Here is a 15,045-nt window from a genome sequence, read left to right on the forward strand (position 1 = left end):
CCACAATGGGGACATGCGCGTACTGGTAGTCGAAGACGAAACCCGCCTCGCCGAGGGACTGCGCCGCGGGTTCGAGGCCGAGGGGTTCGCCGTCGACGTGGCTGCGAACGGCACCGACGGGCTCTGGTACGCCCGCGAGAACGAGTACTCCGTGATCGTGCTCGACATCATGCTGCCCGGCATCAGCGGCTACCGCATCTGCGAGACGCTCCGCGCCGAGCGCAACTGGACGCCGATCCTGATGCTGACCGCCAAGGACGGCGAGTGGGACCAGGTCGAGGCGCTCGACACTGGTGCCGACGACTACCTGACCAAACCCTTCTCGTACGCGGTGCTGCTCGCCCGGGTGCGCGCGCTGCTGCGGCGGCGCTCGTCCGACCGGCCGAGCGTTCTCGAGGCCGGCGACGTGCGGCTCGACCCCGCGTCGAAGAGCGTCTGGCGCGGCGACGAGCCGATCGACCTCACCGCCCGCGAGTTCTCGGTGCTCGAATACCTGATGCGCCGCAAGGGCGAGGTGGTGTCGAAGCGCGAAGTGCTCGACAACGTCTGGGACTCCGACTTCGAGGGCGATCCCAACATCGTCGAGGTGTACGTGCGCCACCTGCGCAACAAAGTCGACCGCCCGTTCGACCGCGACGCGATCGAGACGCTGCGGGGTTCCGGCTACCGGTTGGCGAGCAACGGTGGCTGAGCGGCGGCGCAGCATCTCGCTCCGGGTGCGGATCACCCTCGTCGCGACGGCGGTGGTGGCTGCCGCGCTCGTCGTGGGGGCCGTGCTGTTCGCCTCGGTGCTGCGGATCTCCCTGCTCGACGGCGCCACCGCCTCCGCCGAGACCTACGCGTCGTCGCTCGCCGCCGCGCTCGACAGCGGAGCCGCGCTCGACGGAGACGTCGACGACCGCTTCTTCCAGGTGCAGAACGACGACGGCCAGGTCACCGCCGCGAGCGAGGACGCCGAACGGCTCGGCGCGATCGCCGAGGACGACTACGACCGCAACAACACCGTGACGGTCGAGGGCGACGCGTACCTGCTCGTCGGCGAAGACTACGACGACGGCGTCGTGGTGGTCGGGCAGAACGTCGACGACGTGACGGAGACCCTCGGCACGGTGACCACCCTGCTGGTCGCGGCCGTGCCGGTCGTGGCTCTGCTCGTCGCGCTCACGACCTGGATCGTCGTCGGCCGCGCCCTGCGCCCGGTCGAGCGTATGCGCCGGGAGGTCGACGACGTGTCGGCGAGCCGGCTCGACAGGAGGCTCGCCGAGCCCGGCAGCGCCGACGAGATCGGCCGCCTCGCCGTCACCCTGAACAGCATGCTCGACCGGCTCGACGAGTCGCAGTCCGCCCAGAAGCGGTTCATCTCGGACGCCTCGCACGAGCTGCGGTCGCCCCTCGCGTCGCTGCGGCAGTTCGCCGAGGTCGCACAGGCGCACCCCGACCGGGTGACGGCGGGCGAGCTGTCCGACGCGATCCTCGACGAGGGCGCCCGGCTGGAGCGTCTCGTCGACGGGATGCTGACGCTCGCGCGCTCCGACGAGCACGGGCTCGTCGTGGTGCCGCGCGCCGTCGACCTCGACGACCTCGTGCTCGCCGAGGCGAAGCGGCTGCGCGCGTCGACGACCCTGACCGTCGACGCCTCGGGGGTCGGCCCTGCTCGGATCTCCGGCGACGCCCCGCTGCTCGCGGGGCTGGTGCGCAACCTGGTCGACAACGCCGCCCGCCACGCGCATACGACCGTCGGGATCTCGCTGACCGAGACCGCCGACGGCATCGTGCTCACGGTGGACGACGACGGCGACGGCATTCCGGCCGACCAGCGCGAGCGCGTGTTCGACCGCTTCGTGCGCCTCGACGACGCCCGTGGACGGGAGAGCGGCGGCAGCGGGCTCGGGCTCTCGATCGTCCGGGAGATCGCCGTCGCCCACGGCGGACGCGTCGCTGCATCGCAGAGTCCGCTGGGCGGCGCCCGCGTCGAAGTGCGTATCCCCGTCTAGAACCGGCTAGCTGAAAACCCCTTCAGCCGGCTTCAGGTTCGCTTCAGTGCCCCTCGCGCACACTGATTCCAGGTCCGAACGGGCCGAGAGAATCAAGGAGAACACCGTGAACAAGAAGACCATCTGGATCGTCGCAGGCGCAGCAGCCGTTCTCGTCATCGGAGGTGCCGGCGTCGCCGTCGCGGCCACCGATCCCTTCGACCAGGACAACGACCGCCTCACCGGATCCGCGCTCACCAGCGCCACCGAGGCAGCCCTCGCCGAGGTTGGAGAAGGAACCGTGTCGGAGGCCGAGCGCTCCGACGACCTCGACCACGCGTACACGGTCGAGGTGCGCCTCGACAACGGCGACGACGTGGACGTCGAGCTCGACGAGGACTTCGACGTCGTGCGGGTCGACGGCGTGGTGCCGGGTACCTCGACCGGCTCCGGCTCGAGCGAGTCGAACACCGCCGCCCCGAGCGACGGCGCGACGAACGACGCGACGAACGGCGTGACGAACGGCGCGGTCGACGACAACGCCCCGATCAGCGACGCCGACCGTGCGAGCGCCGAGCAGGCCGCGCTGGCCGAGATCGGCTCGGGCACCGTGACCGACCTCGACCGTAGCGACGATGCCGACCACGCCTGGGAGGTCGAGATCACGAACGCCGACGGCACCGACGTCGACGTCGAGCTCGACGCCGACTTCACCGTCGTGCGCGTCGACGACGACCAGCGCTAGGCACCGCGGGGGTAACAGGGCGTAGGGTCAGAAGCATGACGATCGCGGACATCCCCCTCACCACCATCCGAGGCGAGCAGACCAGCCTCGCGGATTTCGACGACAAGGTCATCCTCGTCGTCAACGTCGCCTCCCGCTGCGGCCTCGCGCCGCAGTACGAGAAGCTCGAGGCGTTGCAGAAGACCTACGGAGAACGCGGCTTCACCGTGCTCGGATTCCCGAGCAACCAGTTCCTGCAGGAACTCGGCACCGAAGAGAAGATCGCGGAGTACTGTTCGGCGACCTGGGGCGTGACCTTCCCGATGTTCGAGAAGATCCGTGTCAACGGCAAGCAGCAGCACCCGCTCTACGCGGAGCTGACCAAGACGCCCGACTCCGAGGGCAAGGCGGGCAAGGTGAGCTGGAACTTCGAGAAGTTCCTGATCACCCCCGCCGGCAGCATCCACCGGTTCCGCCCGCGGACCGAACCGGATGCCCCCGAGATCATCTCGCTGATCGAGACCTCGCTGCCGATCTAACCTCCTCCCCGGTACTCCCCGTCGGAGACCAGTCGCACTCCGCGGCGGTGGCTGAGCGCCACCGCCCGGAGCGGCACTCCGGCCTGGCGGCATCCGTCGCTCACGAACCGCGCCCAGGCGCGGTCGTTGTCGTTGAGGCGTGTGCCCGCGAACCGTTCGATCACCACGATCAGGCTCGTGGCGCCCGCTGCCTCGGTGGTCTCGGTGATGAAGTAGGACCAGTTGTCCAGATCGTCGGCCGTGGGCGTGGCGGGCAGGTCCGAGATCGGCATCACGAGCGGCGATTGCACCGCGTCGGCGTGCAGGAACAGCAGCCAGACCTGCCGGTTGACCGCGCGGCCGACTAACGACGACACCCGCTGCTCGATCAGCTCGTCGGTGGTGAGGGGCTCGAGATCTGCGATATGCCGGTCGATGGGATCCATGTGCCCAGCGTCCCGCTTCGGCCGATGCGACGGAACGCGAACCCGTCTTCTGTGGACAGATCTGCCCTGTGGACATCGCCGCGCACGCGGTTCACACTGGTTGCACCTGCCGTCTACGTCGAGGGGAAAGACCATGAGCGATATCTACCCGATCGGGCTGCCGTCGAACAACGACCCGTTCAGCGAGGACGATCTGATCAGCGGCGAGGAGTTGACGGAACTCGCCAGCCGCACGGACTCCGACTACGTCGCCGACGACGACGTGGTCGACTACGACGAGGAAGACCTCGAGGAACTCGACCGGGGCCGCGGCAGCGAGTCCGAGTAGTCGTCAGCGGACCGAAAACCAGCGTCCCTTGACGCGCTCGGTCACGGAGTACCGCGCGACCTCCGCCACCGACTGCGTGACGGCGGCGACGTGGTCGGCGATCTGCGTCGCCAGTTCGCCGTCCTCGGCCTCGAACCGCACCCGGATGCGCGCCTCCCCGGCGACGATGGCCAGGTCCGAGGCCTCGACCATTGAGAGTTCGGATGCCGCGGCCGACGCCGTCGGCAGAACCGTGTCCGGCGCGACACCGGGGCGTAGCGCTCCGATGGACAGCGTCACGCGGTAGTCGGGCACTCCCCCACGATAACCGCTGCAGCGCGTCCGGCCGCGGTTACGCGAGCTCGAAGCTCTCCTCCACCGAGCTGTCGCCGCGCGGCGACACCGTGATGCGCAGCTTGGCCGGGATCTGCTCCTTCATCGCCTCGACGTGGCTGATCAGGCCGATCGTGCGGCCACCCTCGCGTAGCCCGTCGAGGGTGCTCATGGCGATGTCGAGCGTTTCGGAGTCGAGCGACCCGAAGCCCTCGTCGATGAAGAGCGTGTCGAGCGTGATGCCGCCGGTCTGGTTGGTGACGACCTCGGCGAGACCGAGGGCCAGCGCGAGCGAGGCGAGGAAGGTCTCGCCGCCGGAGAGCGAGTGCGTCGGCCGGGTGCGGCCGGTGTGCTCGTCACGGATTGCGAGGCCGAGCCCCGACTTCGTATTGCGGTATTGCAGCGCGTCGTCGTGCTCGAGCGAGTAGCGCCCGGCGCTCATCGTTCGTAGGCGGGTGTTCGCCGCCGCGACGATCTCCTCGAGCTGCGCGGCGAGCACGAATGTCTCGAGGCGCATGCGTCGGGTGTTGGGCTCGTCGCCGCGGACGACGCTGGCGAGCTCGCGGAGCTGCTCGAACTCGAGGCGCCGCGTGCGGGTGGACTCGCGGTACACGGCGGCCTCGTCGACGAGGTCGCCGAGGCGGTCGACCCGCTCGGACAGCGCGGCCTGCGCGGCGCGTGCGTCGTCGCGCGCGGCGAGGGCCGCGACGCGGGCGAGCCGCGCCGGTTCGGCGTCGACCGGAGCTTCGGGGGCGTCGGCGATGCCGGGCTCGGCGAGGGTCGCGGACGCCGTGGCGCGCGCCTCGTCGTGCCGGCGGATCTCGGCCTCGAGCGTCGCGATCTCCGACGCGGGACGCCGTGCCGACCGCGCCTCCTCGACGTCGGCGAAGTCGTTCTCGCGGAGCTGGGCGACCAATGCCGCCTCGGCCCGGGCCTGCGCCTCGGCGCGCGTCACCGCGGTGGCTGCAGCGTCGACTGCCGCCCGGGCGACCGTGAGCCGGTCGGAGAGCTGGCGCACACGCGCGGTGACGCTCTCCGCATCGCCACGGCTGGCGTCGACGCGCGCGCTGATCCCGTCGCGCCGGCTCGTCGCCTCGGTGAGCAGCTTGACGGTGGCGTCGCGTCCGGAGCGGAGCGCGGCGACCCGGTCGTCGGCGGAGGCCAGTTCGGCGCGCAGCCGGTCTCGGTCCGCTTCCCGCTCCGCGAGCTCACGGGCGGCGTCGGTGGCCGCCGTGAGCGACTCCTGCGCGGTCCGCAGTTCGGCGTCGAGATCGTCGAGGGTCTTACCCTGTGTGCGACCGCGGGCCTCGGCCAGCGAGGCGGCGATCGTGCCGGCGAGGTCGTGCGCGACATCCATCGCACTGCGTCGTTCGGCGACCGTCTGCCGGGCAGCCTCGATGTCGTCCGCCGTGACCGGTGTGCCGTCGTGGCTGGCCGGGGCGGGATGCTCGAGCGAACCGCAGACCGCGCAGGGTTCGCCCGGCGTGAGTGTCGTCGCGAGTTCTGCCGCGAACCCGCCGAGACGGCGCTCGTACAGCGCGTCGAGCGCGGCGCCGGCTGCGGTGTGGGCGGCGCTCGTCTCCTTCTCGGCGACGCGGGCGAGCTCGAGGCGCACGTCGAGGTCGAGCGCGGACTGTTCCGAATCGCGGGCCTCGCGGATGCGGGCGACCTGCTCGGTGGCCTCGGTGACGCGGGCGGCGCGCACCGCTGTCTCGGTGATCTGCACACCGACGGCGTCGATCTCGGCGGGCAGCGCGTCGCGACGCTCGACCGACGCGGCCAGTGCGGTTTCGTCGAGGTCGAGCGCGACCGCGAGGCGGTCGATGTCGGCGGCGACGGACGGCAGCTGCTTCTCGTCGGCGAGAACGTCGGCGAGGGCGCCGATCGTCGCGGTGAGCGCGTCGACCTCGGCGAGCGGATCGGCATCGGACCCGAACGCGGCACGCGCCGCCTCGTGCCGGGCGGCAGCGCTCTCGAGCGCGGCCGTCGCCTTGTCGAGTTCCCCGATGAGCGGCCAGACCGGAGCGGCCCGTCGGGCGGCTGCGACGACGGCGCGGTGCCCGGCGACGGTCACGGCGGAACCCTCGAGGTCGGCGATTGTCTCGAGCGCGACGCCGCGACGCTCCTGGAGCGCGACGACGGCGAGCACCCCCTGGTAGTCGATGTCGGCGGCGGTGAAGGCGACGTCGGCGGAGCCCGAGATCACCTTCGCGAACGAGCGCTCCCCCGCGAGCGACGCGTACCCGGACTCGAACCAAGCGGCATCGGTCACCGCGGGGACCTCGTCGAGCTCGAGCAGGCGCGCGGCCTCGACCGCGTGCTGCCGCAGTACCGCGTCGGCCTCGGCGAGTTCGGTCTGGAGCAGTTTGCGACGGTCGTCGAGCGCGGTCTCGAGCGAGAGGAAGCGCTGCGAGCCGAACAGGGTGCGCAGCACCGCCTGTCGGTCGTCGTTGCGCGCGAGCAGGAACTGCTGGAAACGGTTCTGCGCGAGCAGCACCACCTGCAGGAACTGGTCTTTGGTGAGTGCGACGATGTCGGCGAGCTCGTGCGCGACGTCGACGGGCTTCGCCGCGATCACCTCGCCCGCGCGGCTGAGCGACGCGTCGTGGGCCTGCTTGGTCGTGCCGGTGCCGCTCTTCTTGGCGCGCAGGTACTCGGGCGTGCGGTGCACGGAGTAGGCGACGCCGCCGACGGTGAACTCCAGCTCGACATAGGTCGGGTCGTCGACCTCGCAGTGGTCGCTGCGCAGCTGGGCCTGCGTGCCGTCGTAGCGCGGCACGCTGCCGTAGAGCGCGAAACAGATGGCGTCGAGGATGCTCGACTTGCCGGCGCCGGTCTTGCCGGTGATGAGGAACAACCCGGCCTCGTCGAACCGGGCGAAGTCGACGACCTGCTGGTTCTTGTACGGGCCGAACCCGGCGAGGGTGAGCTTGGTGATTCTCACGAGGACACCTGCTGTTCGGTCAGCACGCTCGCGACGAGGGCGGTCTCGTACTCGGTCGGCCCCACGCCGTTGCGCACGTGGGTGAGGAAGTCGGCGACGATCTCGGTGTCACTGCGCCCGGCGATGCGTTCGCCGTAGGTCGCCGCGCTGGTCTCGGCCGTGACGCTGGGACGGAACTCGAGGGTGGCGCAGTGCGGGAACCGGTCTTGCAGGCGGCGCATGGCGTCCATCGGCCGCACCTGGTCGGTGATGACGGCAGCGACCCAGTCGTCCTCGAACCCCGCGAAAGCGTCGGAGCCGAGCAGGTCGTCGAGCTCGCCGGTGAGCACCGACAGCCGCCGGGGAATCGGCAGGTCGAGCCAGCCGACCGTATCGAGGCCGCCCGCGTCGAGCTCGACCAGCCACCCGCCGCGCGGTTTGCCCGCCTCGCCGAACGAGTAGTGCAGCGGCGCGCCCGAGTAGCGCACCCGGTCGGAGATCGTGCTGCGTCCGTGGATGTGGCCGAGCGCCACGTAGTCCGGCCCGTCGAACACGCTCGCCGGCACGAGGTTCAGTCCGCCCGAGGTGATGTCGCGCTCCACGTCGCTGGCTTCCTCCTGAGCCGCGACGCCCGAGGCGAAGCAGTGCGAGACGACGACCGACCGCGATTCGCGGGCCGCGGCATCCGCCCGCACCGCCGTCATCGCGAAGGTCAGGGCCTGCTCGTGCGTGCGCAGCTCGGCCTCGGGGTGGTGGTGGCGCAGCATCGAGGGCTCGAGGTACGGGATCCCGTAGAAGTCGACGGGCCCGTATTCGTCGTCGATCGTGACCGGCTCGAGGTACTGGTCGTGACGGGTGAAGATGTGGATGCCGGCGAGGCCGGCCCACTCGGACTGGAATCCGAGGCGCGTGGCAGAGTCGTGGTTGCCGCTCGTCATCACCACGGCGGCGCCGGCGGCACGGATGTCGCGGAGTACACCCGACAGCACCGAGAAGCACTCGGCCGAGGGCATCGACGAGTCGAAGACGTCGCCCGCGACCACCACGACGTCGACGTCGTTCTCGCGCACCAGCTCGACGAGTGCGGCGAACACCTGACGCAGGTGTTCGAGGGTCGAGTGCCCGTGGAAGGTGCGCCCGATGTGCCAGTCGGAGGTGTGCAGGATCTTCATGCTTGCACGCTACCCGCGACCGCCGACGTGGCCGGACACCTCCCCGGCGGGGCGGCCTGTGGAGGAGAAGACCCGCCTAGGCTGGAGGCATCATGCGCCTCATCCTCATTCGCCACGGTCAGACTCCCGCCAACGTCCTCGGACAACTCGACACCGCCCACCCGGGCCCCGGCCTCACCGAACTCGGCTTCGAGCAGGCCGCGCGTATCCCCGAGGCGATCCGCGACGAGAGAATCGACGCCCTGTTCGCATCGACCCTGCTGCGCACCCAGCTGACCATCGCGCCGCTCGCCGCCGACCTCGGCCTCGCGGTCACGATCCTCGGCGGCATCCACGAGATCGAGGCCGGCGACCTCGAGGGCAAGAGCGACCGCGCTTCGGTCATCCGCTACATGGAGACCGCGTTCGCCTGGGGCGCGGGTGACCTCGACGCCGAGATGCCGGGAGGCACCGACGGCCACAACTTCTTCGGACGCTACAACGCCGACATCGCGGAGATCGTCGATTCCGGCGCCGAGACCGCGGTCGTGGTCAGCCACGGTGCTGCGATCCGCGTCTGGGTCGCGGGCACGGTCGGCAACGTTCCGCGCGAATTCGTGGGCGAACGGGACCTGATGAACACCGGCATCGTCATTCTCGAGGGCTCTTTCGACGAGGGCTGGCGACTGATCGAGTGGGAGAGCACGCCTGTCGGCGGTTCAGACCTCGTGGATGCCGCGGCCGACGACCCGACCGGTGAGACCCTCGACGAGGCGACCCGGTAACCACGGCGCTCAGCCTGTCGAAGGGCTTCCGCTCGCTCCCCGCCGCCCCTACCATCGGCCTCACGGAAGCGGAGGTCCTCCATGCATCTCGTCACCTACACAATGGGCGTCTCGCTCGACGGCTACGTCGTCGGTCCCGACGGCACCTTCGACTGGATTCCCCTCGACGACGAGTTCTCACACCACGTCGTCGACGAGATCCGGGATGTCGGCGTCCACCTGCTCGGGCGGAAGCTCTACGACGACATGCTGTACTGGGAGTCTGCCGACGAGGACCCCGAGCTCGACCCGGTGATGCGGGAGTGGAACTCGTACTGGAAGCCGCTGCCGAAGGTGGTCTTCTCTACGACGCTGACCGAGGTGCGCGGCGAGGCCCGCCTCGCCACCGGCGGTCTGGCCGAGGAGATCGAGCGCTTGCGAGCCGAACCGGGCGACGGGGAGATCGCGATCGGCGGTGCGACTCTCGCGGCGGAAGCCGCCGCCCTCGACCTGATCGACGAGTACCGCGTGCGGTTCGCTCCCGTGCTCGTCGGCGGCGGACTCCCCTTCTTCGCGCACGAGGAGCGTCGCGTCGATCTCGAGCTCGTCGACTCGCACACGTTCGCGTCGGGACTCGTCTATCTGCGCTACCGCGTGCGTCGCTAGCGGGCCGTGCTCAGTCGCATTCCACCGTGTACCCGAGCTCGTAGACGTCGAGGCCCCCACTAATACCTTCGTCCGCGAGTTGGTCGAGCGCTGAGAACTGGAGGGCGGTGGCCAGAGCGTAGGTCTCGAACCGCAGGCGGTCGTCGGCGTCGGGGTCGCCGAACTCGTCGCGGAACTCTGTGGCCAGCAGGTCGCGAGCCGCATCGACCTCGTCCGCGGTCGGTTCGGCGGTGCCGAATGCTTCGCGCACGTTCTCGATCGGGCCCTCCTCGGTATCGAGGCTGTTGATGACGACGAGAGTCCAGCGGGTGGTGCAGGCTGCACCGTCGGAGCGGGTCCAGGTCTCCTCGCGCAGCACTTCTGCGCCGTTGAGTCCAGCGAAGATCCGGGCGCACCCCGAGAGCGCGACGACGGTAAGGAGCAGGAGAGCCAGGACACGGGCGGAGCGCATGACTCGACCCTACGAACTGGAGTCGCGCCGGACATCGCCCGCGCGACGGACTCCCGTCATCATTGCGACGGCGATTCTCCCCAGTATCGTGATCCCGTGACCGTCGATCCCGTGCATGCCGCGTATACGAACCGAGCCGGCGAATACATCGAGGCCGTCGGGAAGATCGAGCACGCGGCCGTCGCCGACCGCGACTACGTGCTCGCGTGGGCGCAATCCGTCGACGGCCCGCTGCTCGACGTGGGGTGCGGCCCCGGGCAGTGGACGGAGTTCCTTCGCGAGGCAGGACTCGACGTCGAAGGGGTGGATCTGGTGGAGGCGTTCATCGACGACGCCCGCCAGCGCTATCCGTCGGCACGGTACCGCGTCGGTCGCGCTGAGGCCCTGGGAGTGCCAGCCGGCAGCCTCGGAGGCGTGCTGGCCTGGTACTCGCTCATCCACACCGACCCCGAGAGGCTCGACGAACCGTTGAAAGAGTTCGCCCGCGCCATCCGGCCCGGCGGCAGTCTCGTCATCGGCTTCTTCGACGGCGTGGCCGGTGAGTCATTCGACCACGCCGTCGCGACGGCCTACTACTGGTCGGTCGGATCGCTCGCAGAGTGGCTCGTGCGAGCCGGATTCACGGTGACCGACGCGCGAACGCGCCAGGATCCGGGCGTGCGCCGCCACGGTGTGATCGCGGCGACGAAGGCCTAGCGCCAGCCCGCCGCCGGCGCCACGTGCTTGACGATGCTCTCGAGCAGCGCGGCGTTGTACTCCACGCCCAGCTGGTTCGGAACGGTGATCAGCACCGTATCCGCGGCCTGCACCGCGGCATCCCGAGCAAGCTCTTCGGCGATCACGTCGGGCTCGCCGATGAAGCTGCGCCCGAACCGGGCGAGGCCGCCGTCGAGGTGGCCGACCTGGTCCTTGCCCTCGACCTGGCCGCGCAGCCCGAAGTAGGCGCGGTCGGCGTCGGACACCAGCGGGATGATGCTGCGGCTCACTGAGACGCGCGGCTCGAAGTCGTGGCCGTGCTCCTTCCACTCGTCGCGGAAGATCTGGATCTGCTCGGCCTGCAGCTCGTCGAACGGCACGCCGGTGTCTTCGGTGAGCAGCGTCGAGCTCATCAGGTTCATTCCCTGCTCGGCGGTCCACTTCGCGGTCGCGCGGGTGCCGCTCCCCCACCAGATGCGCTCGTTGAGTCCGGGCGACTGCGGGTCGATCGCGAGCGCGCCGCCCATGCCCCGTGTCATCTGCGGGTTCGCCTGGGCGACGCCGGCGCCGTCGATCGCGGCGCGGAAGATCGCCGTGTGCCGGCGCGCGAGGTCGGCGTCGGTCTCGCCCTCGGCTGCCACGTAGCCGAACGACTCGTAGCCGCGCAGGGCCGTCTCGGGCGAGCCGCGGCTGAGGCCGAGCTGCAGGCGGCGGTTGCTGATCAGGTCGGTGATCGCGGCCTCTTCGGCCATGTACAGCGGATTCTCGTAGCGCATGTCGATCACGCCGGTGCCGAGTTCGATGCGGCTGGTGCGCGCCGCCATCGCCGCGAGCAGCGGGTAGGGCGAGGCGTGCTGCGGTGCGAAGTGGTGCACGCGCAGGTACGCACCGTCGACTCCGACCTCTTCTGCGGCGACGGCGAGCTCGATCGCCTGGACGAGCGCGTCCTGCGCCGTGGTGACGAGAGATCCGGGCACGTCCTGGTAGTGGCCGAAAGAGAGGTATCCGATGCGCTTCATAGTGATTGCAGCGTACCGCGGGCCTCTCGTATTCCCGATGCGAACGCATGGAAAGTGCGGGCCCGCCTGAACCCCGCACGGGGGTCTCGTCGGTATTCATTACGGTGTGTAGCCTTGCGCCGAACGCACGATTCCCCCACTGAGAAAGAAGAACCATGAACTACGTCGTCCTCCAGGTCATTCTGAAAGAAAAGATGTTCGGCACCGGGTCGGGGAACCTCACCGAGCTGGAGGGCGTTCTCAACGAGAAGGCAGCCCTGGGCTACCGCCTCCACACCATCACCACCGCGTCGTCCGGCAGCAAGGGACTCGGCGGCGGCGACCGCATCCAGGCGACGCTCGTGTTCGAGAAGCTGTAATCGCCGAACGAAAGTTCTAGGCTCTAACGTGTGACGAGAACCTTCGAAAACCAGCCCGACTCCAACCGATACGCGCTCCGCGACGGTGACGAGCTGGTCGCGGTTCTCGACTACGCGAGCAACGGCACCGCCATTTCCCTGACGCGCGCGTTCACGACACCCGCGCGTCGGGGAAAAGGGTTCGCGGCGGAACTCGTCGAATACGCGGTCGACGACATCGAGGCGACCAGCGACCTGCGCATCATCCCGATGTGCTGGTACGTCGGCGAGTGGTTCGACAAGCACCCGGAGCGACACGGCCTCCTCGAGAGGTAACTCTCGTGGCACGACCGTTATTCGAAGACCGGGCCGACGCTGGTCGGCAGCTCGCCGCGGTGCTGGTGCAGACACCACGGGCGCCGAAGCCTACCGTGGTGCTCGGCCTCCCCCGAGGCGGAGTGCCTGTCGCGGCCGTGGTCGCCGCCGCGCTGGATGCGCCGCTCGACGTCGTCGCCGTGCGCAAACTCGGCGGCCCGCGCCATCCCGAACTGGCACTCGGAGCCATCGGCGAGGGTGGGGCGCGCGTCGTCGACACCGATCTCCAGCGGCGTACCGGCGTCAGCGACACCGAGCTCGCCGCGGTCGAGGCCGCGGAAATCGCGGAACTCGACCGCCGGCTCGCGGTGTACCGATCGGGACGCCCGCGTCTCGCGCTCGACGGCGCGCGCGCGGTCGTCGTCGATGACGGGGTTGCCACCGGGGCGACCGCCGAGGTCGCGTGCCGGGTGATCCGCCAGCTCGGCGCGGAGGAGATCGTGCTCGCCGTGCCCGTCGCTCCGGCCGACTGGACCCTGCGGCTCGCGGGCGCGGCCGACGAATTCGTCGCCGTCGCCGCACCCAGAGACTTCTGGGCGGTCGGCCAGTGGTACGCCCGCTTCGACCAGACCTCGGACGCGGAGGTCATCGCGCTACTCGGCGGCGCAGACTCCCGGCTGAGTATGCCATGAGAGTTGTTGAGGGAAGCTACGAATGTGAGCGGGTGGCGCGTTCCGGTCGTAGACTGCGGTTTGTGAGCAAGGAGGAGGTGTGACGATGACGCTTCTGGACGACAGCTCCACAATGTCCGGTACTCCCGCCGCCTGGTACCCCTGCCCGCAGTTCGATGGCCTGCTGCGTTGGTGGGACGGCTCCGCCTGGACCGTGCACACCCTTCTGCCGCCACCCTCGGTCGCCGCCGACGCGCTCGCCGCTCAGGCCGCCGCCGCCCAGGCGCGTGTCGCCCAGTTCCCGATCGTTCAGGAGCGAGTCGAGCAGGCCCGCGTTGCCGAGGCCCGCGTCGAGGACAGATTCGCTGCCTACGACTTCAACTCGATGCCGTACGAGCCCATGAAGGACACCGCTCCGCGCTACGGCGACGGCACCCGCCGCTCGGCGATGCTGACGCCCGATCGCGGATCGGTCACGCCCTGGGCGTGGTTCGTCGCCGTGGTGCCGCCGCTGCTCACCGCTGGCCTCGTGCTCATCGCGTTCGAACTCGCCGACCAGTCGGCGGTATGGCAGCTGTACATCTGGGTGCTCGTGACGGTGCTGGTGTCGCTCGTGCTCGCATCGGGCGACGGATACGAGCTGCGTCGCCGCGGCCACCCTGCGCCGGGCTGGGGCTGGGGACTCCTGCCGCCGGTCTACCTCATCGTGCGTGCCGTGATGTTCGGATCGTCGTCGGTGTGGGTCCTGTTCGGCTGGGTCGTGGTGCAGGTGGCGTCGATCGGCGCGGTGCTCGTGCTCGACCCCCTCCTGTAGCCGCGTCACAGGATCGTGCCCGCAGACGTCTGAGACACTGGGGGCATCGATACTTCCTTCTTCACCACCCTGTTCCAGCGCTCGGCGCCGCTCGATGTCTCGACGCCCGTGCTCCTCGTCATCGTCGCGGCGGCCGCTCTGCTGAGCGTGCCCCGCGTCACCTGGCAGTGGTTCGGCCTGTTCGCCACGCTCGTCCACGAGCTCGGGCACGCGGTCGCCGCGATCCTGAGCGGGCGGGTGGTGAACGGCATCCGCATCCGGCGCAACCACTCGGGCGACGCCATGAGCACGGGGCGCGGCGTCTTCGGTACCGTGCTCAGCGGAATCTTCGGCTACCCGGCTCCGGCGATCGTGGGCGCCGCGCTGCTGTGGAGCGTGTTCAACGGCTATACCGCCATCGCCTTTTTCGTCGGCGGCGTCATCCTGATTCTCACGGTCCTGGTGATCCGCAACCTGTTCGGTGTTCTCGTCGTTGTCGTCTCGGCCGGGATCGCGGCGCTGCTCTGGTTCTTCGCGACGCCGGAGGTGCAGGGCTACGCGCTGCTCGTGCTCGGGGTCGCGCTGCTCGTCGGCTCGGTGCGCGGGCTACTCACCGTGGTCGGGGTACACACGTCGCGGCGCGGACAGCTGCAGACGTCGGACGCGTACCTGCTCTACAAGCGCACGGGTGTGCCGTCGCCGTTTTGGCTGCTGCTGTTCGCCGCGCTCATCGCCGCGAGTGTCGTGTTCGCGGCGTGGAGCTACGTCGGCCGCTAGCACTCGTTTGCGGGGTGTGACCATGGCTCGTCGGGCCTTCTGCAGCGGGCGGTTCTGCGGCCTACGGTTCGGGACCCGACATGTACCGCGCGCGAGCTAGGCGGTGGGTAATCGTGCTCGTGGTGACGGCCATCGGGCGCGCATCGTTCAGCCTGCTGTATGCCGTGGGGGTTGCCGAGT

At 69.8% G+C, this 15,045-nt stretch carries 19 protein-coding genes; 13 read left to right on the forward strand and 6 right to left on the reverse strand.

Features of this window, described 5'->3' with window-relative positions; genetic code table 11:
- The first annotated feature begins 13 nt into the window (after positions 1–13).
- From HD599_RS06795 to HD599_RS06810, 4 genes are all read left to right on the forward strand, one after another.
- The gene (locus tag HD599_RS06795; RefSeq protein ID WP_184235059.1) at positions 14–691 is read left to right on the forward strand and encodes a response regulator transcription factor; all 678 of its coding nucleotides are present in this window, start codon (positions 14–16) and stop codon (positions 689–691) included.
- A complete protein-coding gene (locus HD599_RS18305; protein ID WP_184235062.1) occupies positions 684–1,994 on the forward strand; it encodes an ATP-binding protein in 1,311 nt (436 codons plus the stop codon). Before HD599_RS06795 ends, HD599_RS18305 begins: the two co-directional genes overlap by 8 nt.
- A 106-nt stretch (positions 1,995–2,100) precedes the next feature.
- Entirely contained in the window at positions 2,101–2,718 is a 618-nt protein-coding gene (locus HD599_RS06805; RefSeq protein ID WP_184235065.1) for a PepSY domain-containing protein, read from the forward strand.
- Between the two features lie 35 nt (positions 2,719–2,753).
- Positions 2,754–3,236: a glutathione peroxidase gene (locus HD599_RS06810; RefSeq protein ID WP_184235068.1), complete on the forward strand. Its 483-nt coding sequence runs from the start codon at positions 2,754–2,756 to the stop codon at positions 3,234–3,236.
- Here HD599_RS06810 and HD599_RS06815 read toward each other — a convergent pair.
- Positions 3,233–3,661: a hypothetical protein gene (locus HD599_RS06815; RefSeq protein ID WP_184235071.1), complete on the reverse strand. Its 429-nt coding sequence runs from the start codon at positions 3,659–3,661 to the stop codon at positions 3,233–3,235. The two genes, HD599_RS06810 and HD599_RS06815, sit on opposite strands and share 4 nt — an antisense overlap.
- Positions 3,662–3,794: 133 nt before the next feature.
- On the opposite strand from HD599_RS06815, the gene HD599_RS06820 reads away from it, so the two are divergent.
- Positions 3,795–3,989, forward strand: a complete 195-nt coding sequence (locus tag HD599_RS06820; protein WP_184235074.1) for a hypothetical protein — start codon at positions 3,795–3,797, stop codon at positions 3,987–3,989.
- Between the two features lie 3 nt (positions 3,990–3,992).
- Here the strand turns inward: HD599_RS06820 and HD599_RS06825 are convergent, their stop codons facing one another.
- The 3 genes from HD599_RS06825 to HD599_RS06835 are packed head-to-tail and all read right to left on the reverse strand — an operon-like array spanning position 3,993 to position 8,396.
- On the reverse strand, positions 3,993–4,283 hold the full coding sequence (locus HD599_RS06825) for a hypothetical protein (RefSeq protein WP_184235077.1): 291 nt from the start codon (positions 4,281–4,283) through the stop codon (positions 3,993–3,995).
- 37 nt (positions 4,284–4,320) lie between these two features.
- Positions 4,321–7,245 carry an AAA family ATPase gene (locus HD599_RS18310; RefSeq protein WP_184235080.1) on the reverse strand — a complete coding sequence of 975 codons (2,925 nt, stop codon included), beginning with the start codon at positions 7,243–7,245 and terminating at the stop codon, positions 4,321–4,323.
- Positions 7,242–8,396, reverse strand: coding sequence for an exonuclease SbcCD subunit D (locus tag HD599_RS06835; RefSeq protein WP_184235083.1), 1,155 nt, complete (start codon positions 8,394–8,396; stop codon positions 7,242–7,244). The genes HD599_RS18310 and HD599_RS06835 overlap by 4 nt, the downstream gene beginning before the upstream one ends.
- A gap of 92 nt (positions 8,397–8,488) precedes the next feature.
- Here HD599_RS06835 and HD599_RS06840 point away from each other — a divergent pair, with 92 nt between their 5' ends.
- Positions 8,489–9,160: a histidine phosphatase family protein gene (locus HD599_RS06840; RefSeq protein ID WP_184235086.1), complete on the forward strand. Its 672-nt coding sequence runs from the start codon at positions 8,489–8,491 to the stop codon at positions 9,158–9,160.
- Between the two features lie 81 nt (positions 9,161–9,241).
- Entirely contained in the window at positions 9,242–9,805 is a 564-nt protein-coding gene (locus HD599_RS06845) for a dihydrofolate reductase family protein (protein WP_184235089.1), read from the forward strand.
- Positions 9,806–9,815: 10 nt separating this feature from the next.
- Here the strand turns inward: HD599_RS06845 and HD599_RS17940 are convergent, their stop codons facing one another.
- Positions 9,816–10,256, reverse strand: a complete 441-nt coding sequence (locus HD599_RS17940; RefSeq protein WP_184235092.1) for a hypothetical protein — start codon at positions 10,254–10,256, stop codon at positions 9,816–9,818.
- A gap of 96 nt (positions 10,257–10,352) precedes the next feature.
- Here HD599_RS17940 and HD599_RS17945 point away from each other — a divergent pair, with 96 nt between their 5' ends.
- The gene (locus HD599_RS17945; RefSeq protein WP_184235095.1) at positions 10,353–10,952 is read left to right on the forward strand and encodes a methyltransferase domain-containing protein; all 600 of its coding nucleotides are present in this window, start codon (positions 10,353–10,355) and stop codon (positions 10,950–10,952) included.
- Here HD599_RS17945 and HD599_RS06860 read toward each other — a convergent pair.
- On the reverse strand, positions 10,949–11,971 hold the full coding sequence (locus HD599_RS06860; RefSeq protein ID WP_184235098.1) for an LLM class flavin-dependent oxidoreductase: 1,023 nt from the start codon (positions 11,969–11,971) through the stop codon (positions 10,949–10,951). The genes HD599_RS17945 and HD599_RS06860 overlap by 4 nt on opposite strands.
- 155 nt (positions 11,972–12,126) lie before the next feature.
- On the opposite strand from HD599_RS06860, the gene HD599_RS06865 reads away from it, so the two are divergent.
- The 5 genes from HD599_RS06865 to HD599_RS06885 all read left to right on the forward strand — a co-directional run bounded on the left by HD599_RS06865 (position 12,127) and on the right by HD599_RS06885 (position 14,865).
- Positions 12,127–12,330: a DUF4177 domain-containing protein gene (locus HD599_RS06865; protein ID WP_184235101.1), complete on the forward strand. Its 204-nt coding sequence runs from the start codon at positions 12,127–12,129 to the stop codon at positions 12,328–12,330.
- 30 nt (positions 12,331–12,360) lie between these two features.
- On the forward strand, positions 12,361–12,645 hold the full coding sequence (locus HD599_RS06870) for a GNAT family N-acetyltransferase (RefSeq protein WP_184235104.1): 285 nt from the start codon (positions 12,361–12,363) through the stop codon (positions 12,643–12,645).
- Positions 12,646–12,650: 5 nt separating this feature from the next.
- Positions 12,651–13,316, forward strand: a complete 666-nt coding sequence (locus HD599_RS06875; RefSeq protein ID WP_184235107.1) for a phosphoribosyltransferase family protein — start codon at positions 12,651–12,653, stop codon at positions 13,314–13,316.
- An 85-nt stretch (positions 13,317–13,401) separates the two neighbouring features.
- Positions 13,402–14,109 carry a DUF2510 domain-containing protein gene (locus HD599_RS06880; protein WP_184235110.1) on the forward strand — a complete coding sequence of 236 codons (708 nt, stop codon included), beginning with the start codon at positions 13,402–13,404 and terminating at the stop codon, positions 14,107–14,109.
- Between the two features lie 108 nt (positions 14,110–14,217).
- Positions 14,218–14,865, forward strand: coding sequence for a M50 family metallopeptidase (locus HD599_RS06885; protein WP_343061937.1), 648 nt, complete (start codon positions 14,218–14,220; stop codon positions 14,863–14,865).
- Positions 14,866–15,045: the final 180 nt, after the last annotated feature.

The sequence above is a fragment of the Conyzicola lurida genome, from assembly GCF_014204935.1.
GTDB lineage: Bacteria > Actinomycetota > Actinomycetes > Actinomycetales > Microbacteriaceae > Conyzicola > Conyzicola lurida.